The 22,519-nt window shown below is 55.1% G+C and carries 21 protein-coding genes; 6 read left to right on the top strand and 15 right to left on the bottom strand.

The features are described 5' to 3' along the window. Positions 1–60: 60 nt before the first annotated feature. Positions 61–219, bottom strand: coding sequence for a Tat pathway signal protein (locus AC0L7R_RS05890; protein WP_473659529.1), 159 nt, complete (start codon positions 217–219; stop codon positions 61–63). A 90-nt stretch (positions 220–309) separates the two neighbouring features. Between AC0L7R_RS05890 and AC0L7R_RS05885 the strand changes: the two genes are divergently transcribed. Further along, positions 310–1,431: a pyridoxal phosphate-dependent aminotransferase gene (locus AC0L7R_RS05885; protein WP_473659527.1), complete on the top strand. Its 1,122-nt coding sequence runs from the start codon at positions 310–312 to the stop codon at positions 1,429–1,431. Next, positions 1,428–1,610, top strand: coding sequence for a hypothetical protein (locus AC0L7R_RS05880; protein WP_473659525.1), 183 nt, complete (start codon positions 1,428–1,430; stop codon positions 1,608–1,610). Before AC0L7R_RS05885 ends, AC0L7R_RS05880 begins: the two co-directional genes overlap by 4 nt. Here the strand turns inward: AC0L7R_RS05880 and AC0L7R_RS05875 are convergent. Then, on the bottom strand, positions 1,591–2,781 hold the full coding sequence (locus AC0L7R_RS05875; protein WP_473659524.1) for an aminotransferase class V-fold PLP-dependent enzyme: 1,191 nt from the start codon (positions 2,779–2,781) through the stop codon (positions 1,591–1,593). The two genes, AC0L7R_RS05880 and AC0L7R_RS05875, sit on opposite strands and share 20 nt — an antisense overlap. Before the next feature lie 126 nt (positions 2,782–2,907). Here AC0L7R_RS05875 and AC0L7R_RS05870 point away from each other — a divergent pair, with 126 nt between their 5' ends. Together AC0L7R_RS05870 and ygfZ are read left to right on the top strand one after the other, a co-directional pair. Then, positions 2,908–4,662: an ABC transporter transmembrane domain-containing protein gene (locus AC0L7R_RS05870; RefSeq protein WP_473659522.1), complete on the top strand. Its 1,755-nt coding sequence runs from the start codon at positions 2,908–2,910 to the stop codon at positions 4,660–4,662. Then, complete coding sequence (gene ygfZ / locus AC0L7R_RS05865) at positions 4,659–5,414, top strand: CAF17-like 4Fe-4S cluster assembly/insertion protein YgfZ (RefSeq protein ID WP_473659520.1); 756 nt, start codon at positions 4,659–4,661, stop codon at positions 5,412–5,414. Before AC0L7R_RS05870 ends, ygfZ begins: the two co-directional genes overlap by 4 nt. Positions 5,415–5,485: 71 nt before the next feature. On the opposite strand, the gene efp is transcribed toward ygfZ, so the two are convergent. After that, positions 5,486–6,049 carry an elongation factor P gene (gene efp, locus AC0L7R_RS05860; protein ID WP_247129060.1) on the bottom strand — a complete coding sequence of 188 codons (564 nt, stop codon included), beginning with the start codon at positions 6,047–6,049 and terminating at the stop codon, positions 5,486–5,488. Between the two features lie 226 nt (positions 6,050–6,275). Between efp and AC0L7R_RS05855 the strand changes: the two genes are divergently transcribed. Continuing rightward, entirely contained in the window at positions 6,276–6,599 is a 324-nt protein-coding gene (locus AC0L7R_RS05855; protein ID WP_045998630.1) for a DUF6280 family protein, read from the top strand. A gap of 78 nt (positions 6,600–6,677) precedes the next feature. Here AC0L7R_RS05855 and AC0L7R_RS05850 read toward each other — a convergent pair whose 3' ends face one another. Further along, a complete protein-coding gene (locus AC0L7R_RS05850) occupies positions 6,678–7,265 on the bottom strand; it encodes a cobalamin biosynthesis protein CobQ (protein WP_473659517.1) in 588 nt (195 codons plus the stop codon). A 52-nt stretch (positions 7,266–7,317) separates the two neighbouring features. On the opposite strand from AC0L7R_RS05850, the gene AC0L7R_RS05845 reads away from it, so the two are divergent. Then, on the top strand, positions 7,318–8,769 hold the full coding sequence (locus AC0L7R_RS05845; protein WP_473659516.1) for a cobyric acid synthase: 1,452 nt from the start codon (positions 7,318–7,320) through the stop codon (positions 8,767–8,769). Here AC0L7R_RS05845 and AC0L7R_RS05840 read toward each other — a convergent pair whose 3' ends face one another. The 11 genes from AC0L7R_RS05840 to AC0L7R_RS05790 form a co-directional block, all read right to left on the bottom strand. Beyond that, positions 8,770–9,705 (bottom strand): hypothetical protein, encoded by a 936-nt coding sequence (locus tag AC0L7R_RS05840; protein ID WP_473659514.1) that lies wholly within the window; start codon positions 9,703–9,705, stop codon positions 8,770–8,772. A 77-nt stretch (positions 9,706–9,782) separates the two neighbouring features. Beyond that, complete coding sequence (locus AC0L7R_RS05835) at positions 9,783–11,144, bottom strand: TolC family outer membrane protein (protein ID WP_247129064.1); 1,362 nt, start codon at positions 11,142–11,144, stop codon at positions 9,783–9,785. Between the two features lie 55 nt (positions 11,145–11,199). Further along, positions 11,200–11,853: a methyltransferase domain-containing protein gene (locus AC0L7R_RS05830; RefSeq protein ID WP_473659512.1), complete on the bottom strand. Its 654-nt coding sequence runs from the start codon at positions 11,851–11,853 to the stop codon at positions 11,200–11,202. A 92-nt stretch (positions 11,854–11,945) separates the two neighbouring features. Then, positions 11,946–13,370: an AMP-binding protein gene (locus AC0L7R_RS05825; protein WP_473659510.1), complete on the bottom strand. Its 1,425-nt coding sequence runs from the start codon at positions 13,368–13,370 to the stop codon at positions 11,946–11,948. Next, positions 13,363–14,211 (bottom strand): GNAT family N-acetyltransferase, encoded by an 849-nt coding sequence (locus AC0L7R_RS05820; protein WP_473659508.1) that lies wholly within the window; start codon positions 14,209–14,211, stop codon positions 13,363–13,365. The genes AC0L7R_RS05825 and AC0L7R_RS05820 overlap by 8 nt, the downstream gene beginning before the upstream one ends. Beyond that, complete coding sequence (locus AC0L7R_RS05815; RefSeq protein WP_473659506.1) at positions 14,208–15,533, bottom strand: hypothetical protein; 1,326 nt, start codon at positions 15,531–15,533, stop codon at positions 14,208–14,210. The genes AC0L7R_RS05820 and AC0L7R_RS05815 overlap by 4 nt, the downstream gene beginning before the upstream one ends. Further along, positions 15,530–16,633: a DUF3419 family protein gene (locus tag AC0L7R_RS05810; protein WP_473659505.1), complete on the bottom strand. Its 1,104-nt coding sequence runs from the start codon at positions 16,631–16,633 to the stop codon at positions 15,530–15,532. Before AC0L7R_RS05810 ends, AC0L7R_RS05815 begins: the two co-directional genes overlap by 4 nt. Beyond that, on the bottom strand, positions 16,617–19,043 hold the full coding sequence (locus tag AC0L7R_RS05805; protein WP_473659503.1) for a PEP/pyruvate-binding domain-containing protein: 2,427 nt from the start codon (positions 19,041–19,043) through the stop codon (positions 16,617–16,619). The genes AC0L7R_RS05810 and AC0L7R_RS05805 overlap by 17 nt, the downstream gene beginning before the upstream one ends. Next, positions 19,040–19,954, bottom strand: a complete 915-nt coding sequence (locus AC0L7R_RS05800) for a UbiA family prenyltransferase (RefSeq protein ID WP_473659502.1) — start codon at positions 19,952–19,954, stop codon at positions 19,040–19,042. The genes AC0L7R_RS05805 and AC0L7R_RS05800 overlap by 4 nt, the downstream gene beginning before the upstream one ends. Continuing rightward, positions 19,951–21,222, bottom strand: a complete 1,272-nt coding sequence (locus tag AC0L7R_RS05795) for a hydroxymethylglutaryl-CoA reductase (protein ID WP_473659500.1) — start codon at positions 21,220–21,222, stop codon at positions 19,951–19,953. Before AC0L7R_RS05795 ends, AC0L7R_RS05800 begins: the two co-directional genes overlap by 4 nt. Positions 21,223–21,306: 84 nt before the next feature. Continuing rightward, positions 21,307–22,344: an ester cyclase gene (locus AC0L7R_RS05790; protein WP_473659498.1), complete on the bottom strand. Its 1,038-nt coding sequence runs from the start codon at positions 22,342–22,344 to the stop codon at positions 21,307–21,309. Positions 22,345–22,519: the final 175 nt, after the last annotated feature.

Below are 22,519 nucleotides of genomic sequence, written 5' to 3'. Positions count from 1 at the left end.
CTGAGCCAAAAAACTCCCGCCGGGGCATCCTGAAAAGATGCCTCTGGCGACAAAACCGTATTAATAGACGACCCGTTCCACGGCGCGCATCATCCCGAGCGTTTTGTCATAGACTAGCGTCAAAATCCGGCGCCCACCTGTTGTTTGAACAACTGGCACCGCACGGATGACCGTCGCCGCACCGGCGCTTGCCAAAAATCCACGTCTACTTAGCTTCATCTGCGAACCTCTTAAATAGTTGCGAACCATTCTCATGTAATCATGAAAAAGACGATTGCAAGGGGCGTCCCTGCACGCGTAACTATTGGTATGACACATGATCCTCGCCTTACCGCCCTCGCCGCAAGCCTGCCCGCAACCGTTCCGTTCGTCGGGCCCGAAGCACAGGAACGTGCACGCGGTGCAAAATTTGTCGCCCGTCTGGGGGCAAACGAAAGTGGGTTTGGCCCGTCGCCCAACGCGATTGACGCGATGAAGCAGGCCGCGTCAGAGGCGTGGATGTACGCCGATCCTGAAAATCACGATCTGCGCGAAGCGATTGCAGCCCACCACGATGTGGATCCGAAACATATCATGGTTGGTGAAGGTATCGACACGCTGCTTGGCCTCGTCGTGCGGCTTTACGTCGACAAAGGTGATCCAGTTGTCACCTCTGCTGGCGCGTATCCGACGTTCAACTACCATGTCGCAGGTTTCGGCGGTGAATTGCACACAATTCCTTACACCGGTGATTTCGAAGACCCGGAACGCTTGATCGTCAAGGCTGCCGAAGTGAACGCAAAACTGGTCTATATCTCAAACCCTGACAATCCGATGGGCAGCTGCCACGACGCGAAGACCATCAAACGCATGGTCAGTTCCGTACCGGACGGTACATTGCTGGTCTTGGATGAAGCATACATAGAACTGGCTCCTGAAACCGCTTTTGCCGAAATTGACCCAGACGACCCTCGCGTCATCCGGATGCGCACATTTTCAAAGGCTTACGGCATGGCTGGTGCCCGGGTCGGCTATGCTATCGGGCATCCTGCCGTGATTGACGCCTTCAACAGGGTCCGCAATCATTTCGGAATGTCCCGCATCGCGCAAGCAGGTGCTTTGGCCGCGATACAGGATCAGGACTACATCGCTTCGGTACGTGAAATGGTCGCAGATTCGCGGGCAGCAATCGCCGCGGCCGCACTGGATAACGGTCTTATTCCGTTGGAATCAGCAACCAATTTTGTTACGATAGATTGCGGGCGCGACGGCGAGTTCGCGAAAGCGTTACTTGAAGCGTTGTCCGCGCGCGATATCTTTGTTCGTATGCCTTTTGTTGCACCTCAAAACCGCTGCATCCGTGTCAGCTGCGGCCCGACGGTTGACATGCTGGCCTTTGCTCGAGCGCTGCCCGCGGCACTACAAGCTGCGGAAACTGCATTCCCAGCATGAGCCAGCACCAGCCCCCCGGACGCGTTCAAGACTTCACGAGCGCTTTTCTCGTCAGTTTCGGGGTGCTCGTGTTTATCATGCTGTGGACGATCAGCATTGTGTTCGGGTTTCTTTGGGCGATCGGGTCGGCCTATGTCTGTGACAAAGGCCTGTCCCGTTTCACGCCCCGCCGCGAGTAGCTTTTGCAATCACGGTCGCGGCAGCTGATAAGGCGCCATCGCCATGCGGGATATCAAGCGCCTTTAGACCCGCATCGATAGTACCCAGTACACCCATGATCATATGTGCATTCACGTGCCCCATATGCCCAATCCGGAAATAGGCATCCGCAGGCGTACGCCCCAAACCGATGCCCAGCGTCAAACCCGCTTGGTGTTCGCACCAATTTTGCAAACGGTCCCCGTCAGGAGATTCCGCAAAACACGACGTAACTGCATGGGATCTATGATCCGGATCGGCAATGTTCAGACCGATCCCCCCCGGCACCGACCACGCGTCGAAAGCCGCCCAGACGGCTTGAGCCAAAGTTGCATGGCGTGCCCAAACGGCCTCGATCCCTTCAGCGAGGATCATATCAAGCGCAGCCCGCAGCCCGTAAAGGTGATGCGTTGGCGCTGTCCCATAGAAGTTCATATAATAGACTTCGGGATTAATGCGCGGCCGCCAATCCCAATACCCCGTGACACAATCGCCCCGTGCCGCATTAGCCTTTTCGTTGAAATAGACAAACGAAATGCCTGCAGGCGTCATCAGCCCCTTTTGGCAAGCCGTTACCATCACGTCCACGCCCCAAGCATCCATCTCGAAACGATCGCACCCGAATGAAGCGATGCAATCCACCATCAGCAGTGCAGGATGTTCGACCTCGTCCAATACACGCCGCATCCCCGGCACTTCGTTCTTCACACTAGTCGAAGTATCCACATGCACGGCCAGAACCGCCTTGATCTTGTGATCCGTGTCCGCCCGTAGCGTTGTGGCTAATTGGTCAAGATCGACGGGGTCTTTGTCTCCATAGTCGATGGTTTGAACGTTGACGTCCAGACCGGTCGCCATTTCGCCCCAGCCTACGCAGAACCGCCCGGTCGCAAGCACCAGCACTGTATCGCCGCGATTGAGAACATTGGCGAGCGCCGCCTCCCATGCGGCGTGACCGTTGCCAATGTAGATGGCAACGTTATGGGCAGTGCCCGCGATAGATTTCAGGTCGGGGAAAAGCGAATAAGTCAGATCGTGCAATTCACCTTCGTAAATATTCGGTGACGCCCGATGCATGGCCTGAAGCACAGCATCAGGCATGACAGAAGGACCAGGGATCGCCAGATAGGCGCGGCCATTTGCAAGAGACATGAGAACACTTTCGCGGTGAGACAGTAATGCGCGAACCCTACGCCCATCATCAAAGAGGTCAAGCGCTTGCCTTGCCCCGTCCCCACTTCCGGCTTAGATCAGTTGGGCAACTACAGGAATTCCCCAGTGTCCGAAACATCAGCATCCCGATTGTTCGCCTGGCTTTGGCGCGACTACCTCCGCCCGCATAAGGCCCTATTTATTGGGGCGTTGGCCTTGATGGCGATCGAAGGATCGATGCTTGGGTTCCTGAGCTGGATGATCCAGCCCATGTTCGACGATGTGTTTGTTGAAGGCAAAGCCAGCACATTGTGGTGGGTCGGCATTGGCATCATGATCATCTTTTTTGTCCGCGCGATCAGCGGCACTGGACAAAAAATTCTGATGACGAAACTAACCCAGCTATCTGCAGCAGAAATGCGCAACCATTTGCTGCGCCACGTGATGGACTTGGACAGCAGTTACCACCAGTCAAACCCTCCCGGCCAGTTGATTGAACGTGTTCAGGGTGATGTGACTGCCGTGAACCAAATCTGGGCGGGTATCGCGACAGGATTGGGACGAGATCTGATTGCGCTTGTTGCGCTGTTCGGCGTCGCAATCTCTGTTGATTGGCAATGGACCTTGATCGCCTTGGTCGGCATTCCGTTCTTGGTTTTGCCGTCCTTTGCCGCCCAAGCGTACGTGCGTAAAAGAACAGGTGTCGCCCGCGAATTAGCGGGGCGTATGTCCACCCGTCTGGACGAAGTGTTTCACGGGATTAACCCGATCAAGCTCAACGCACTCGAGAGCTATCAGTCGAACCAATATGCTGCCCTGCAAAAAGATCGCGTGTCAGCAGAGGTCAAATCAGCCACAGGCAAGGCAGCGGTGCCGGCATTGATCGACATCATGACTGGCATCGGTTTCTTGGGCGTTTTGGTTTTCGGCGGCTCCGAGATCATTGCAGGCGAAAAAACGGTTGGCCAGTTCATGTCGTTCTTCACCGCGATGTCGCTGACCTTTGAACCGCTGCGCCGCCTTGGCGCGATGAGCGGCCAGTGGCAGGCCGCTGCCGCATCTATTGACCGCATCCAAGCCATTCTGAACGTAACGCCAACCCTAACGTCACCTGCGTCACCGCGGCCCGTGCCGACGGGTGCGCCTGCGATTTCCTTTTCCGACGTTACCCTTGATTACGGCGATCTTCCGGTTCTGCGCGGCACCACGTTTAGAGCCGAAGCAGGCAAAACAACCGCCCTTGTCGGGGCGTCGGGTGCGGGCAAAAGCACAATCTTCAACGTGCTCACGCGGCTCGTCGATCCCAAAGACGGCACCGTCACCATTGGCGACACCCCTGCGGCAGACCTATCCCTGTCCGATCTGCGCAGCCTGTTTTCGGTTGTGGCGCAGGACGCGGCACTCTTTGATGAAAGTCTGCGCGACAACATTTTGCTAGGACGCACCGACCTATCAGATCAGGACCTGAAGCAGGTTTTAGATGCCGCACACGTCAGCGATTTCCTTGCGAAACTGCCTGATGGGCTAAACAGTGCAGCAGGACCGCGTGGGTCGAACCTGTCAGGCGGACAACGCCAACGCGTCGCAATTGCCCGTGCGCTATTGCGCGACACGCCAATTCTGTTGCTTGATGAAGCGACAAGCGCGCTCGACACGAAATCAGAGGCCGTTGTGCAAGCCGCGCTCGAAAAGCTATCGGTCGGCCGGACGACGCTTGTCATCGCACACCGTCTATCAACCGTCCGCAACGCCGATAGCATTATCGTCATGGATCAAGGGCGCGTTGTGGATCAAGGGACACATGACGCGCTTCTTGAACGTGGCGGTCTTTATGCCGATCTATACAATCTCCAGTTTGCGCAATCACAGGCCACAAAATGACCCAGCCCCGCACAGTTTTCTCGGTGACCGGAACGGACCGCGTGTCATTCCTGCAAGGATTGATCACCAATGACGTCGATAAAGCGCAAAACGGAATCGTTTACGCCGCTCTCTTGACCCCCCAAGGCAAATTTATCGCAGACTTCTTTGTCATTGGCCGCGCCGAAGAGCTGTTGATTGATGTCGCGACCAGCCATGCGGCAGCACTGTCGCAACGATTAAACATGTATCGGCTGCGCGCGGATGTGCAATTGACCGAAACGCCATTGGTCGTTTCAACTGGGACGACAGTTGCACCAGATGGTGCCCTGCCTGATCCACGTCATCCAGACCTAGGCTGGCGGGTCTACAGCGACACGGATGTCAACGACGAAACGGACTGGACCGCGCTGCGGGTTCAAAACATGGTCCCAGAAACTGGCGTCGAACTGCTGCCGGATAGCTATATTCTTGAGGCGGGGTTTGAACGGCTGAACGGCATCGATTTCAAAAAGGGATGCTACGTCGGCCAAGAAATCGCGGCCCGCATGAAACACAAAACCAAATTGAAAAAAGGGCTGGCGCAGGTCGCAATTGACGGGTCCGCGCGGCCCGGCGATGAAATCACGAGCAACGGCAAACCCGCCGGAACGCTCCACAGCGTGGCAGGTGATACTGGCTTGGCTTATTTGCGGTTCGACCGCGCAAAGGACATGGCGACGCAGAACGCGACGCTTACTCTACTGGATACCGCGCCCGTTTCGTCGGCCTAAAATACCTATCTGATGACCAGACACACAAAAGCCAGCCACAGTGGGCCGGCTTTTCTAATTCTAACGCTCGTTTACGCGCGTTCGACGTATTCCATCGTTTCCGTGCTCACGACGATATCTTCGTCTTGGCCAACAAACGGTGGGATCATGACGCGAACGCCGTTGTCCAATGTCGCAGGCTTAAAGCTGTTCGCGGCGGTCTGGCCCTTCACAACAGGCTCAGTCTCGGCGACTTTGCAGATGACACGGGTCGGAAGCGTCACGTTCAGCGCTTCTTCCTCATAGTATTCGATCTTAACGATCATGCCGTCCTGCAAGAATGGGCGCAGATCGCCCAAGATGTCAGCTGGAAGTGCAATCTGATCGTAGGTCTCATTGTCCATGAAAGTAAGCATATCGTCTGCTTCAAACAGGAACTGTTGATCCTTCTGTTCCAAGCGCACGCGTTCTACTTTATCGGCAGACCGGAACCGTTCGTTCAGTTTGCGACCATCACGTAGGTTTTTAAGCTCAACCTGCGCGAATGCCCCACCTTTGCCCGGTTTTACGTGATCTACCTTCACAGCTGCCCAAAGACCGCCATCATGTTCCAATACGTTGCTTGGACGAATTTCGTTTCCGTTAATTTTTGGCATGATTCTCTTCGTGTCAGAATTGCGGCAAAAGGTTGATGAAACCTTGAAGGACCCTATATCTGGGTGAAGGAACCCTTGCAAGATGACTACATAAGCCCAATTGATTGTTTCAGCCATGCGGAAATTGCATGGCTGCCATTCCAAAAGAGACCACCCGAATCGGATTCAATCGGGCATAACCAGTCGAACGCGAGAACTACAAGACCAAAAACCAAAAGGATGCACGATGCGTGATTTTGTCGACGGAACAGCTTTTAACAACGAACAGGGCAACCGCGCCCGCAAGTTATTTGCTGCAGTCGTCCTCGCCGCTTTGGACGACGCTATCGCGGACGATAAGAAGTATGGTAACGGTCCTGAACAAATCGCCCGCTGGGCACGTTCGCGCGATGGGCGCGAAGTGTTGTCATGCGCTGGCATCGACCCGAACGAACGTGTGGTCGAAGGCTTGATGGAATTTGTTGGCAAAGGTGTCCGCACCTCTGTCGCGCTGTCCCGCGAGGAAAGCGAACGTCGCAACGCAGCCGAGCAAGAAGCACGCGCCGCTTAAACGACCAGACCAAAAGTTATGTTGGCCCTGCCAGGCCGACTTTTCAGAACGCCGTCCTCTGCTCGGGGCGGCGTTTTTTCATGGCGATCCGTTTGTAGCAAACATAATTGCAAAAACGATCCCCGGCAGTGCTTCCATTCCAGCCAAGGCGACAATGAAGATGCGCATCCATTTTCCAACGAACCGCCGCCACAGCACTATGCAGCATGCCAACGACGCCAATACTTCAATCGGACCAACGAGATTACCATAATGACTTGGGTCCCAGTAGCTCAGCGGACTTTCAAATATCCAATTTGAGATGGGCCAAAAATGCGCACGCCCGTCGTTGTGATGGAAGGCAAAATCGAGAACCAAGTGCAACAAGGCCGCCCCACACAAGGCGATAACCACTTGTGATCGCGCCATAATCCCGAGCACCAGCGCGATGCCCCAAAAGATCATCGAATTATCGATCCGGAATATGCTTTGCCACGCGTCCGAATAGTAGAGTTGACCAAATACAATCTGGGGATCGGTCCCAAGCACAATGAGATGTGCGCCAGCCATCAGATACAATGACAAATCAGGGATGATCGCACCTGCCAAGGCAGCGCAGGTGACAGCCGGTCTATTCACCCGCCCAAACGCTGTTAGGCCAAAAATCAAATGGGCTGGTGTGTTCATGCTCTTCCCCTGCGCCACAAGTGCTTCTAGACACGTAGCGCAGGAGGACGCGATGACCAAGGCGATCATGATCCAAGGGGCTGGCTCAAACGTTGGCAAATCCATTTTGGTTGCGGGTCTCGCGCGCTCCGCGACCCGTCGCGGCTTGTCCGTCGCTCCGTTCAAACCTCAGAACATGTCGAACAACGCAGCCGTTACACGCGACGGCGGTGAAATTGGGCGTGCGCAGGCGCTACAAGCCCGAGCCTGTAGGCTTCAACCACATACCGATATGAATCCCGTTCTCCTCAAGCCGGAATCTGAAGTTGGCGCCCAAGTCGTTGTGCACGGCAAAAGGCTGACAACGATGAAAGCCCGCGACTATGGCAAGATGAAAGCGACCTTGCTACCCGCCGTTTTGGAAAGCTTTGATCGTTTGAAAACACAAGCAGACCTGATCATTGTTGAAGGCGCGGGCAGCCCAGCTGAGGTGAATCTCCGTACTGGTGACATCGCGAACATGGGCTTTGCCGCTGCTGCTGGTGTCCCTGTCGCGCTGATCGGTGATATTGACCGCGGTGGCGTGATAGCACAATTGGTGGGTACGCATGCGGTCTTGCCCGACGGCGACAATGCACTGATCAAAGCCTTTGCGATCAACAAATTTCGCGGTGAAACGACTCTGTTCTCCGAAGGTATGGACATCATTGCTGACAAAACAGGATGGGCACCCTGCGGCATTATCCCTTGGTTCGCAGATGCGTGGCGATTACCGGCCGAAGATGTCATGGACATCGCATCCCGTAAAGGCGGCCCGATAAAGATCGCGGTGCCAAAACTCAATCGGATCGCTAATTTTGACGATCTAGACCCGCTATCTGCAACACCGGAAGTGACCGTTGAAATCGTGGAAGCGGGCCGTCCTTTACCCGGTGACGCGGATTTGGTCCTGATCCCAGGATCAAAATCTACAATCGCGGACCTTGCGCATTTCAGGGCGCAGGGCTGGGATATTGACCTGTTGGCGCACGTCAGACGCGGTGGACTTGTTTTGGGGATTTGTGGCGGTTATCAGATGCTTGGCACTGAAATCATCGATGACGAGGGGATCGAAGGCCCGCCAAGCCGTGTTGCAGGTCTTGGACTGTTGAATGTCGTCACAACGATGCAAGATGACAAACGATTAACCGAAGTGACCGCAACGCATTTGGACACAGGATCGACGCTGCAAGGTTACGAAATCCACATCGGTGTCACTGATGGTCCGGATACCGACAACGCATGGCTTGACGTTGCGGGCCGTCGCGAAGGTGCGGCCAGCGCCGACGGGCGCATTCAGGGGTGTTATCTGCACGGATTGTTCAGCGCAGATGCGTTTCGCACCGCATTCTTAACCACTTTGGGTGCAGCGCCTGCAACGTATGGCTACGAAGACAGCGTTGAGCGCACGTTAGACGCGCTTGCCGATCATCTCGAGACACACATGGATGTCGATACGATTCTGAGCTGCGCTGCTGAAGTCTGATCAGACGTCTTGTTCTGTAATCACGCGGTTGATTTCACGACGCACCAGTTTGCGCACATTGCGCGTGATGCGTTCGCCCATTTCGCCCTGCAGTTCTTCGCGGATCATTTCACCGACCAACGCGCGTAATGCGTCAGGATCAACCAACTGACCATTTGCTGGCGTCGCGACCGCACCAAAAGTTGGGTCAACGTCTGGGGCCAATTCATCCCCGAACACATCACCAGGTTCTTTTTCGGCAGCATCTGCTGTCGCTTCTGCGACCGGATCGTAGACTTCGTCAAAACGCGTATGACTAAAAGTCACATCGTCCTCCGCAACGGCCACATCATCAACGGCATCGACATCAACAGTCAGTTCAACCGGCTCCGCTTGATCGGCTAGCCCTTGCGCCACTTCATCAGCGATCGTGTCTGCGATGTGATCGGTAACTGCATCCGTGACGGTGTCCTCTGGCGATTTGGACTGTCGCGCGTCCAGCTTGTGCAGAAACGCTGATGTCACGCTGCTTTCCATCAGCGTTTCGCTTCCGTCGGGTTCCCATTCGTCTTCGGCTTCGGTGACGGCGGCTTCGAGTTCGGCAATTGTTGCTTCCAAACTTGCGCGGTCGACGGTGTCTTCAGCGTGCATGCTTGGCTGGAGTGTTGTCGGAAAATCTAGCGTGCTTAAACCCGGCACGGTTTTGTCGTTCTGTGTGTCGTCCTGCGGTGTGAAATCGGGCGGCATCTTCAAAACGTCGGATTCTGGCGAATCGGTAACCGTGTCAGGTACGCGGAATGCCGGGGTCAAAACCAACCGATCAATCGGTTCGGATTCGACTGAACGCAGCGGTTTTTCAACTATTTCCGGCTTAATCTCTTGATTGCCTTGCGCAACAAGCCTGCGGATGGAGGAAAGTACATCCTCGATATCGTGATTGCTGACCGGATCGGACATTGAAAGTTCCTGTTTTCGCCTCAGCCACAGTGTAACCACTCAGGCCCGATCAAACAACATGTTGGATCAACTCGGCGTTAATCGCCGATGGCCCGCAAAACACGATCCAATGCAGCGCCTTGATCAGATGTCGACGTCGGCGCATCCTTGACCAGATTGTAGTATGCGGCAGGGTCATACTGCTGCACAGGCAAGCGCAGGTGTTCGGCAGTCAAAAGGCCCGTCGCAGACAACAACGTGTAAGATGCAATCACTTCATCGGCTTGCGCAGAGATTTGGTTTGCACGCGCGTTCAGCAATTCCTGCTCAGCGTTTAGAACATCCAAAGTCGTCCGTGCGCCCAATGTCGCTTCTTCACGGACACCGCGGAATGCAACGGTCGATGCACGAATCTGTTCTTCGGATGCTTGACGTGACGCACGCGCGACTTCGAGGAAAGAATAAGCGTTACCAACCTGTTGCTCTAGCCCATGACGGGTCACATGCAGTCCAGCACGGGCAGCGTCACGGCGCGCCATGAACTGACGGACCTGACTAGACAGCCGACCACCCTGGTAAATCGGACCAGAGACAGTTACGCCGACTTGGCGGCCAAAATTGATTTCGTCATCGACGCCAACTTGCGCACTTAAACTGACAGTCGGGTTGTTCGCGGCTTCGGCGCGCCGGATATTCAATTCAGCGGCGGATACGCCATGCTGGGCTTCACGCATCGTCGGGTGGTTGCGGACGGCGTAGGCTTTTGCTTCTGCAACGCTGCGGGACGCAGGTGCAGGCGATACCGGTTGAAGTTGGCCCGGTGCGCGCCCTACGGCTGCGCGGAATTCTTCTTGCGACTGGGCAAGACTGCCTTGCGCGGATGCCAACAAGCTGCGCGCCGCTGCCAATCGTGCTTCGGCGAGTGATACATCGGTGCGGGTCACTTCGCCGACTTCGAAACGGTCTTGGGCTGCACGGAATTCTTGCGTGATGACGCGCACGTTGTTTTGCCGCAATGCCAAGAACTCGCTGTCGCGACGTACGTTCATGTAGGCTTCGACTGCGCGCAAAAGCACCTGCTGTTCGACACCAACCAACGACTGACGTGTCCCCAGAACGAGTTCCTTTTGCGCATCAATTGCAAATTGCGTCGCGCCGGAATCGTAGATCGTCAAACTTGCAGAAATACTTGCGTTTGCGGAAATCAGATCGGCACCGGGTGCCCGTGGTGCGGACGACGATGCCGTCGCGGACCAGTTGATCACCGGCATAAGTGACGCAACAGCCTGTGCGACGTCTTCGTCTGCCGCACGCAAAAGCGCCCTGTTCTGTTCAAGCAGTCCAGAATGATCGTAGGCATGCGTCAATGCGTCAGCAAGCGTTTCGGCAGAAGCCGCAGGGGCAAATGCAACAAAGCAAACAGCAGCAATGGTTTTCAATTGTACCGCAAAATTCTTCATTAAGATCGCTCCCTTTGCGCTTTCTGCGCTCGCCGAAGATCGGACCGAACGCGGTTCACAAGCTGAACGCGGCGGCCTTCTTAAAACCAGATAGTGTCGGCGCCGTCGCATTAAAGGCGAAGCGCCAACTTACAACACCGTTTGACTTGTAACCGACCCGCACAACGCCAAGCGACCCTTCAGCAAAGATGGCCGCAATTCGCCCACCGTCGCGCAATTGGTCAAGGATCGTTGCAGGAATTTCTTCGACAGCACCTTGCGCGATGATGATATCGTAAGGGCCAGATTTAGCTGCACCTTTTGTCAGGTCACCGGCCATCACGGCTGCGTTGTCGACACCGTTTTCTGACAAAATGGACTGAGCTTCGTTCGCCAGATCTTCATCGTCTTCAACGCCAGCAACAAAATCTGCTAATCGCGCCAGAACCGCTGTGGAATACCCAAGACCGCAACCCAGATCCAACACTGTGTGGTCTGGCTGGACATCAAGTACTTCCAGCATCTTCGCGAATGTCCGTGGTTCCAACACAACCCGATCGGCGCTTAGCACAACATGTTCGCCCATGTAGGCTGCTTCGCGCAGTTGATCTGGCACGTAAACCTCGCGCGGAACGGACAACATCGCGTCGATGATTGGGAACTTTGTGACGTCTGATGGGCGGACTTGTGTGTCGACCATCATCGTGCGGCGGTTGCTGTAGTCTACCACGGGGAACACTCTTCTCTTGAAATATGTCAAGGTTGGTGATGCCACACCCCGCCACTGGCGGCAATGTCTGATCAGCCGTTGAACCGCCCGATTTATGCCTTCAATTGAAGCAAAAGTGCTTTTCGATCCACCTTTGATGCGTGGCGCTGATCCATGGGGATCGCTGTCACGTGCCTGATCTCGGAGATTCTTAAAGCGCTAGCAGACGTTACCCACGCCTGAAAATCTGTTTTGTCCCCGCAGATAACAAGCGTCGGCGTTCCATTTGCGCTCATCAATGCGCAGGATTCAACGCCGGGCCATTGCCGCACCGCGACCTCCACCGAAAACGGAAAAGTGGGCTGCCCCTTCAGGCAAACGTCGGTTCCTATGCGACCCAACAACCAAAGCCGGCCATGATCATCATACCGGCCAGCGTCACCGGTGCGGTGCCAAATCTGGCCATTCTCATGCAGCTTGTTTTCGGCGTCGTGTCGCGGATCAAGGTATCCTTGGTTCACGTGATCGCCCGCGACCAAAATTTCGTCTTCAACAATCCGAACCGAAGTCGTCGCAGCAGGTTTCCCAACCAATAGCCCCTGCCCCACTTGCATGGCCGCCTGATCGGCATCACTAACCTGCACCTGATCAAGATGCGCAATCGGTTCCGCTTCGGTAGACCCATACACACATGTAACGCGCACATCAGGATGCGCCTGACGCAGGGCCGCAACCATGTCAGGAAACACCGGACCGCCACCGGTAAAAATCTTTCTTAAGGACGGCAGGCGTTGCGTTTGTGACAACGTCGTACACAACGCGGGCGGCAGCAATGCACGGCTGACGTTTTGATCTTTGATCCAATCTGCCAGCTGATCAGAGCCCAGATCAGCAAGACGCGACATTTTCCAATTTGGGAGAACAGATGTGCGGCCAGCCGCTAAATTGATCAGCGCAAAAACCGGAAAGGCGACCAAGTCCCGCTCTTGCATATCGCTTTCTAATAGAGGGGCGACCGCGTCATGCTGCGCCATCAAAAACGCATGACTGCGCGGGATCGCTTTCGGCGCTCCCGTTGTGCCTGACGTGAATGAAATCAATGCGATATCGGTTGGGTTATTGGCGTTGCGTAACTCACCATGATCGCCTTCGCGCAGCGCTAATCGCTGGATGAACCACAATTCGGGCACGACCACCCGAAGCCCGACATACCATCCCGTCGCGCAAAAGGCCGTTACATTTGCGGTCTTCACCGCGTGCCGCACACCTGCCAATCCCAATGCTGGTTCTGGCAGGACAACAGTCGCACCAAGCGACCAAAGTGCGGCAAGGGTCGCGTATAGATCGCTGCTGATCCCCATGGCCACCAGAACGCGGTCGCCCTGACCGATGCCAGCCTTGGCCCATGTATTGGCCAACTTTGCCGCGCGTGCGTGAAGGGCGGCAAAAGATGCAGACGATCCGTCAGCGTTCACGATAGCCGCGCGATCCGGATATGCGGCGACCGTCCGCGTAAAATGACTGATCAGATCAGCCATCTAATTTGAGGCCGAACAACGTATATCTTCGGAAAATCTCTGCCCCCTCGGCGGCACTTCGCACCGCCGACAGGTTGTCGTTGTGAATCAACGCGTGAACAGCTGTTTCATAACCAAGTTCACGGGCCGTTTCGTGGAAGGCATGCGCCAACATTTGACCTGCACCCTTGTGCAAACTCGCATAGGTTTTGAGAATGACAGTCTTCGGCGCAGGGCCTTCGTTATAATTGGGAATCGCAAACAGAAAGCCAGCCAGACGCCCTGCAGAAGTCCGTGCAAAAAAGATGAGTTCTTTCTTCAGGACTGGCAGCACCGGCATATACATTTGCAGAAAAACATCGAGCGATACAGGTTTGTAAAACGCGTTCTTTTCAAACGCCGCGATCGATAACCCGTAGACCTGCTGAAACAGCTCTTCGGGATCTTCGCCATCCCACTGTTCGACATACAGATCCTCAGAGGGTGGTGGTGCGGTCGTCGCTGTGTCTTTCAGCGCAACCCGTGCTGAAAAGTAGTCGCTGACCGATTGGAAACCCGCAGCAACAAACACGTCGACATTTGTCTGCGGATTGGAAGGTTCCAACATGAACGTCGGACTGTCATCGGTTTCAGTTACAAACCGGTAGCTATGCCAAGTGTCCCCATCCATCGGGCCAATCACGCGGCGAATATTCTTCGAGCGAATAAAATCTAATGCGCTGGTTAAGACTTCGGCACCTGCTTCTTTCGTTTTGCACGAAAACTGGCCTACAGCGGCCGTTCTTTCGCCCGACCATTGCGGGCCATCAAGGTAGACAGATATCTTCGCATCCGCCGATTTAAAAAGCGTCGGGGCCGTCACAGTAACCCTCCCAAGTCAGTCTCAACACAATACACTATTACTGGGGTCATAGTCGACACAACGGCCAGTAAAGTCACCCTGAAACGACTGAATAGGTAAGTAAATCTAGATGTCATAGTGGAAATAAAGATCAAATTTACCATAACGACGCCCCACATCGGACCGTTCCAGTTTTGAACCGGATCGTTCAGCGTCACACTCACAATCCGTAGCACAACAAGCGCGGCGACGACGCAGAAGGCCCCGAATAGACGCACTCTTGCGGGCGCAGGTATCAACGCGATGACGCAAAAACCTAAGGACATCCCCATCGCACTAATCCCGTAAAAAGACACGGCATTCCACGTCGTGGCATTTCCTAGCGTGAGCCAGAAAAGGCTAAGAATGACGATCCCAGCAACGACATCCAGATCAGGATAGGCGCTTTTGTCAGGGTTCGTCGATCTGCTCCATGCGTGGGCCAGAAAAACAGATATCGGCAGCAATGCATTGTGGACAGACGTGACCGCCAACAGCAAAAAGACGGTTGTCACGTATACCCGACCAGCATGATTGGTCAGACCAACAAGCGGCGCCACCGCGCGGAACCCGATGAGCGTTGCTGCGAATAGAACTGCTAGGGAAATCAACGCGCCAATATCGCGATCACCGTGACTGGCGAGGAAAACCATAATTCCAAGCGGTAGGAAAAGGTTGTCAAAACCACGCCAACTGACCGCTTCGACCAAGGTCCCAAAGCCTGCCACCATCAGCGAAAGCAGGATAACGTTGCTGGGCGGAAAAGGTGTCATCGCCATCAAGCATCCCATCGACAACAACAATGCGACCGCAAAGAAAACAACGCAGCCCTCAAGGCTTTTCTGGCCATCCTCGACCCTGAAAAAGCGGCGGCCATAGGTCGTTCCAGCCAGTGCGGCGGCCGCATCCGCGAGCGTCAGCAACGCAATAGGGAGAACGTACAAAACCAGTTGATCTTCTGATAGGAACAAGCACAGCCCAACGGCAATCGCGAGCAGAATGTCACCGTAGGTTTGCCTGTCCACGCCGTGTAGCGTTGATCCCAACCCGCCCGACGCCACGCGTGGCAATCGCAGCGCCAGCATCACAATCAGGGTCACACCAACCAACACGTATACGGGCCAACGATCAGGAAACAGCCAAGGTAAGGTTAACGCATACATACCAGTCCCGATGTGAACCATCTTGCGCTGTATTTCCGCCGACAGGCCATAAGCGCCGGCCATACGTTTCACGACGGCCATGAGACCAAGCAGCACGCAGACCGACCCGAATGCGAGGACCATCTGCGTAACAACGGTCACGGGCCGACTTCCTCGACTACGAAGTCTGAATAGAAAAAGGCTTTGTCGTGCCGTTTCTGTGCCGCTTCAACGTCGGTCAGTGTATTCACACGGTGTTGCAAGTCAGACGGCACACGGCGTGGCGCCATCATATTCCAATAAACCAGCCGTGCATGCGGTGACGCGGCCAACAGGATACTTTCATAAACCTGCGCAAAAACATCGGGCGACATATATTCGAAAATGTCAGACAGGTTAAAACCATCGGCCTTTTCGCCTGTAGACACAAAAGCCTCTAACGATCCTGACCGAATATCCAACCGATCCAATCGCGACCGGATCACGTCATAATGCTCCGCACGCCATGCCATCGGAAGGGCAGCACCGTGTCTGCCCTTTAATATCCAGTGCAGGTAGGGGTTTTCTGCCGGATCGCAGTCAACAGCCGCATGCCGGATACGCTGCGCGACATGCTGTGCTGGGCTGCCGTCGACATGATCAAAAAAGGCTTTGTCGCGCCCCATGCGCCCCATCACAAAGCGCGAGAAAAACACGTTCAACAGCAGCCGCCAGCGCCATGTATTGAAACGCGTATCAAGGAACTTTTGACGCTCAGCTTTCGGGCGGGAAACAAAAGTGTCGTCAATTGTGCGACGACTGTGGACCAGTGGCAAAAGGCGGGTCCGGAAAATGCGGAAATAGCGTTCGAACTTACCAACACCGCCTGCGCCGTGCTGCGCTACGTCATCCGAAAGCGAAGCCCAGAATGCTATCGTAACAGCGTCCAAATTCGCAATTGCACGCTCCAACAATGCAGCGCGCCGGTCGCTTTGTACGGCCCCCATAAGTTCAAGAAATTCTGGATGCGACAAGTTTCGGAACGCGCCAATCCGTAAATGCAGGCAGGCGATTTGCGCAGGCGATAGGTCGACGACGACTACCTTTGCAGGATCCAAGGTGAGCATCGCCAATGCGTTATCCCCAGCGGAACAAATGGAAACCAGCGTTCCGCCCGTCACATCACCCAACGCTGCCGTCAAAACATCAGCGTCTTCCCAAAGCTGGGCGTAGCGGATGTAATCAAACGCCGCTTTTTCTGCGATTTCAGAGCTTTGGGTCATGCTTTTCTACCCTCCCCGTTGCACCATCTACCGAGATTTCTTGCCCATCCGCGATCCACTGCGTTGCACCTTTCAGACCGACGACGCAGGGGATACCCAATTCTCTTGCCACAATCGCTGAATGCGACAACAACGATCCCCTTTCGACCACGATGGCCGACGCTTGCGCAAAGACCGCGATCCAACCGGGGTCAGTGTGGCGCGCGACCAAAATCTCTCCGGGGGCCAGCGTTTGTGTGCGCGGATCACGGATCACGCGCGCTGTCGCCGTCACTTGCCCTGCGGCACATCCGGTCGCAGTTTGCACCATATCCGAGGTCACAGAGGTCGCCGTATCCGCCTGCCAGACTGGCGCAATCGCTGGTCCACGCAGAGATACGCGTTCAGGTGGATCAGGACGATCCTGCGCAGCGCGATCTTCTGCTTGCCGCATCGTGACGATTGCTTTCAGATCATGTGATATACCCGCGCCTTCGACAGCACCTAACACTTCGTCTTTGGTCAGGAAAAAGATATCGCGGGGCGTAGCAATGATCCCGCGCGCCGCAAATTCGCGACCAAGCCTCAGAAACACGCGCCGCGCGTAGCCAAATAACCGCGTCCGTTCAAAGCGTAGGTTTTCACGATCACGCACGCGGGATTTGGTCCAGCTAATGACGGCTTTTGCAACCCTCTTTCTGACTGGATGACCCTGAAAAAGCGTCTCCCAATCAGGCGCTTGGTCGGCCTGCTTCGTTCGCTTAGACAAAGATGCTTGTGCCGCAATCGCATTCACAAGCGGTCGCGGATCGTTCGTCAACGGAATGCTCTCCAGCTTCAACTCTCCAGTGCATCGATCACCGAATTTCGCAAGATAGCTTTCAATTTCAGCAGCTATTTCTGGTCTCTTTTGCAGGCCAGCGGGATCTGTCACCCCAGCCTCACGCGCCATCGCGGCCATCGTTGCGATACGCTGGGCAGGCTCTGCGGACACGATGTCACCCTGCCCGATCATCACATCATTATGCAGGGTCAAACCGCGGTCGCCCAACCATTTCTGCATCAAATTCCGCGACGCACCAAAAGCGATCATGCATAGGAAATCATTGACCAAAGGCGCATCCCAGCGATCTAAAAGCGTGCTTTCGATCTTGCGGTATTGTGCAGCCAATACGGTGGGGTTTGCCGTTGCGATGTCGAAATCATCATGCAACGCGGCATTCAACCGCGCATAAAATCGACGTCGCGTGCGGGGCAAGATCATTGCCTGCCACGCAAGTCCGGCCCCAACCCGTAGCAATTTCAGGTATTCGACATAACGCGCAATTCCCGTCGCTGGCGGCGGCCCAATCGCGTCGGTCACTTCGTCAGGCAAGGGTTCGGACACCCCCATCATCGTTTCCATGTACGCGCGGTTGAGCGAAAATCCGGGCAACAGCGCCAAAGCGCGATACCAATTCACAAGATTGTAGTAGACGCGCCCATCAAGCCGGCCCAGCATATTCGCGAACACAGCGCCGTTCGTTTGGGTCGTCGCATCCGGCACTCCTAATAAGTCGACGAACGCCCGATAAACCCGATCATAAACATGAACGGCAAACGAATAGGTCAGCGGGCTGACCATCCCTGGATAGCTTTCCACGATGTTCGAGTTATCAAAAATTGTCAGCGCCTGATCGACAGCAGGTTTCGGCAACAACGGTGTGGTGATCGGGCGAGCTTGCAGAATGTGCAGCCCATCGCGATCAATCGCCCATTCGATATCTTGCGGACATCCGAAGACTGTTTCAGCGCGCCGCGAGAGCCCCGCAATTTCTAGCGCTTGCTGCTGCGACAAGACGGCATCACGCGGTGTCGTGATGATGTTTCCCTCCGCGTCGATTAACCAACTTTCACCATCAACTTCGCCCGCGACCAGCGCGTCGCCTAACCCCGCCACAGCCGAGATTACGACGCGATCACGCTGTCCCGAAACGGGGTCGGCCGAAAACGCAACGCCCGCGAAATCCGCATTAATCATACGTTGGACGATGATTGCGGGGGCTTCGGACGTTCCCCCTGATGTCGCGTTGAGATAGGTTTTTACCGTATCAGAAAAACCCGATTGCCAGACCGTCAAAGCCGCGTTTTCTACGTCGGCTTGATCGACATTTAACACTGTTTCGAACTGCCCAGCGTGGCTATGCGCGACGCCATCCTCCGCGCGACCAGAACTGCGTACCGCAAATGGACCGGAGCCTAAGGTGTTTAATGCAGTTTCAAGTTCAGGAACAAGCTTGTCATCCATCGCACCGTCATCAAATGCGGCGGGCTTGATCACAAAAAATGGCGGCGGATTGAAACCCAGACGGGCCAACGCAGACAACGCGGCGGCTTTCCCCCCCACGACATTAGCGTCAACCGACTGATCTTGTTCAACAATAAAACTCATAAGGCCCTCAGCGCTAGCGGTACAAAGCCCGCGGTGGCGTAACATGTAAACACCCACAGGCCTGCAATTGTATCCATGCCTTCTGCTGCCTTTGCTGTTGGTTCATCGCGATAGGCAAGCGCGCGTACAACGCAAAGCCCAACCATAACCGCCCCCATAGGTGCGACCAACCACCCTGATTGCGTCACGCCCCCGATCCCCCAAAGCAGGCCAAATGCGACGCCTACACATGCAAGCCAAATGGCGCTTGCGCGCCGCGCGCCCCACAGACCAGAATAGGTGTCGACGCCATCGATTTCGCTTTCGGGTGCCCACAGCTTGCGTCCGATTTCAAGAATGCAGCCATTCACAAACGACAATGCAATAAACAACCACAGGAACGGTGACGCCCCACCTCCCGGTACCCATTCAAGTCCGGTAAGCAGCACATCAATCAGCGGCATAATCGCCATGTGGCTGAGCAGGTAAAGAACCGGACGCGCTTTCAAAAAGACCGGCACACCGAATTCAAAGGTCATCGCCGTTAACCATAACCAGACAAGAAGAAGCAGCCACAGAACGGGTGGATGCCAAGCCCAAACCGCTAAAACGGCAATGGGCAAGGTCGCAAGCCCGACCTGTATTACGCCGCGCAGCGACACCAGCCCGCGCGGGATTGGACGGTCGGGACGAAACCGTCGGTCGTCATCCAAATCCTTAATCTCGTCGCAAACCCGCATCTGGAAAAACAACGCCATCGCTACAATGAAACCTACGACGAAGACGCCAAAGTCAGGAATCTCCCGCCCGCTTAACGTGGCTGACGCGCAAATACTGGCAGCCGAAAAGATACCCAAGAGCGGGGCCGTTTTTTTCAAAGGGAAGCGTTCAGACTGATAGATCCACATCCGCTTCAGGCGAGATTGTGTCATCGGTGTCGTGCCAATGATTCATGTGCACGGGTAAAATCCCCTGCGGCGATGGCAGCAACAATCGAGATCTCGCCGCACAGACAGGTTGCCGCGGCGACTTCTGCCAACGCTGCGGCTTTTCCTTCGCCTTTTAGTCCCAGCACGTTCAGCCCAGCAGACTGGCTCGGCAAACCTGTCCCACCACCAACAGACCCTACCAAGATATTGGGCATGGTGACACTGCAGAACAGATCATCGCCCCGCGGTTCCATCCGCGTGATGCCCATCGCGCTTTCAGCTACACAAGCCGCGTCTTGACCGGTCGCGATGTATAGCGCGGCAAGACCATTGGCAAAATGCGCCTGCGCCCCCATCTGGCCCGACAAGTGCGACCCAAGATTAGCGACCTGCCCGTAAGCAAGCATATCCTCCACCGTCGTGCCGAGCGTTTTTTCGACAACCTCAGCCGACAGCGTGACAGAGGCGCTGACCTTGCGCCCGCGCCCTGTCACGAGACCCAAAAATGACGCCTTTTTGTCACCCGAAAAGTTTCCTTCGATGTACCAGTGTGCAATTGGAACGTCGCAACGATCTATGATCATGCGACACAGCGCATCCGTCGCGATCGTCACCATGTTCTGGCCTGCAGCATCGCCAGTTGTGTAACGGCAAACTAAAAATACCACATTATTATCGACCATAGGTTCAATAGAAGACAATTTTCCGTATCGCGTGGTGCTTTCCGCCTCGGCCTTAAGGTCGTCGACATTGTTGACAATCCATTCAACAAAGCGACCCGAATCCAGCAATGACCCCAAGACGAACGCGGGCGAACGGATTACCCCTTCGTACAGCATGGCGGTACTGATTCCACCGGCCTTTGTGGCCGCATAAGCCCCCCGCGCATAAGACGCGACAAGCGCCGCTTCGGTTGTGGCCATCGGGACATGATAGTCGCCATGCGCGTTCAAACCATTGATCCGAAGGGGACCAATGATGCCGACGGGGACGTTTACTGTCCCGATAAAATTCTCGATATTGCCATTGAAGATATCCGGCCTATCCGCATCAAAACCGGTCTGCATTGCCGCTTTGTCCGCGTCGGTCGCAGAGCTGTCCGACATCAGCCTTGCCCAATATCTCGCGATCGACGCCTGCGTTGTTTTGCGAACCGGGCGCAACGTCGTGAAGTCATCGTCGCTGGGCAACATCCGATCCTGAAGCGGTTTCAGTTCGAATTTGTCCCGCACGGATTGCACCATTTTGCGGACGTGATTTGGAATTGTCACCAGCTGTCTCCGTCATTTTGAGACACCTTAATGTTTAAGTCGGTGATGTCTAAGCATAGTTTCTGGACGAAGATCGTCTGCCTATTAGGACATACCACTAGGCACAGCGACAGCGCCTACATTCCGCGCCTTATTAAATTCACGCATGCGGCCCAGAACGTCGACACCAACCTGATTGTAGAGGTCCAACAGATCAACCAACACCCAGTTTTCGCGGACTAGACCATTTTCTAGCCGCCAAAAATCAAGGCTGCGTAAAAGCACCTCTTTGTTCGGGGGGGCAATTCCCATCCAACCGTCGGCGGTGATCGTCAGCCGCATATTCGGCCAGCCCGTCTCGCACACGTAATCGCCTTCGCCTACCCAATGAGACATAAGATCACCCATCGCATCAAGCTTGCGGTCGGGCATACCGTTCAGGAACGGAATCTGATGCCAATTCCTGAAACCTGAAATACCGCGCGACGTTCCGATCCCCGTCGGCCCGTACCAGTTGAAACGCGGGTGCCAATATTGATCTAGGTTCATCACGGACGGATCGGGATCAGCAGGATATTTACAAAGGTCGGTCAACATCGCGACCACATGGTCGACCGCTTTCTGCCCATCACCCTCAACCGCTAAACCGTCGCCAGACATTGGTGCTGGAGTACACAAGAATCCGCCCAATTGCGGCGCCATCGGCCAAGCCCGCGCCAGCATCATAATTTCGGGGATATCCCAAATCGCCTGCATCTCGACGATTTTGCCGTCAGAGACGTGAAAAAATTCGTGATACCGCATGTGAACAAGGTGGCCGGTCGGCGGAATATCAAGAAATGGTGCCGTGAAGGTTCCCATGTAATTACCCATACACCCGATCCAGTCCTGCCCTTCTGGCGTCGTTCCGGCCATCACGATCATATCGCGCCGTTCTAGATCCGGCACAGCCGCCAGCAAGGGCGCATAACATGTATCGAAAAAGGCATCCGGCCCAGTGACGGTCCCGAACGGGAAACACATCTTCACCTCGGCGTCCGGCGCAAACAAAACCTCCATTTCCGCGCGGACAGACTTTTCCGTGAACGTGGCTGTTACCACGCGGTAGTCTTTGATGAGCGCTTTCAATTCAGTAGATGTCATTTTGTTGGACCTTTTGATCAGACAAGAAGCGCGGCAATTTCACGCGATATCGGGTTCATTCTTCCCGCATTCTTGACAATGCGTGGCCCCCGCTTCAAGTGGTTATTGATATCCGCGACAGCAGTCACACCAAGGGCCCCGCCGCTTGTAACCACTGCCCAACAATCGCACTGAC

It is taken from the genome of Yoonia sp. D2-7, assembly GCF_055809435.1.
The sequence above is the reverse complement of the archived record's forward strand: the minus strand, read 5'-3'. Positions and strand labels throughout refer to the sequence as shown.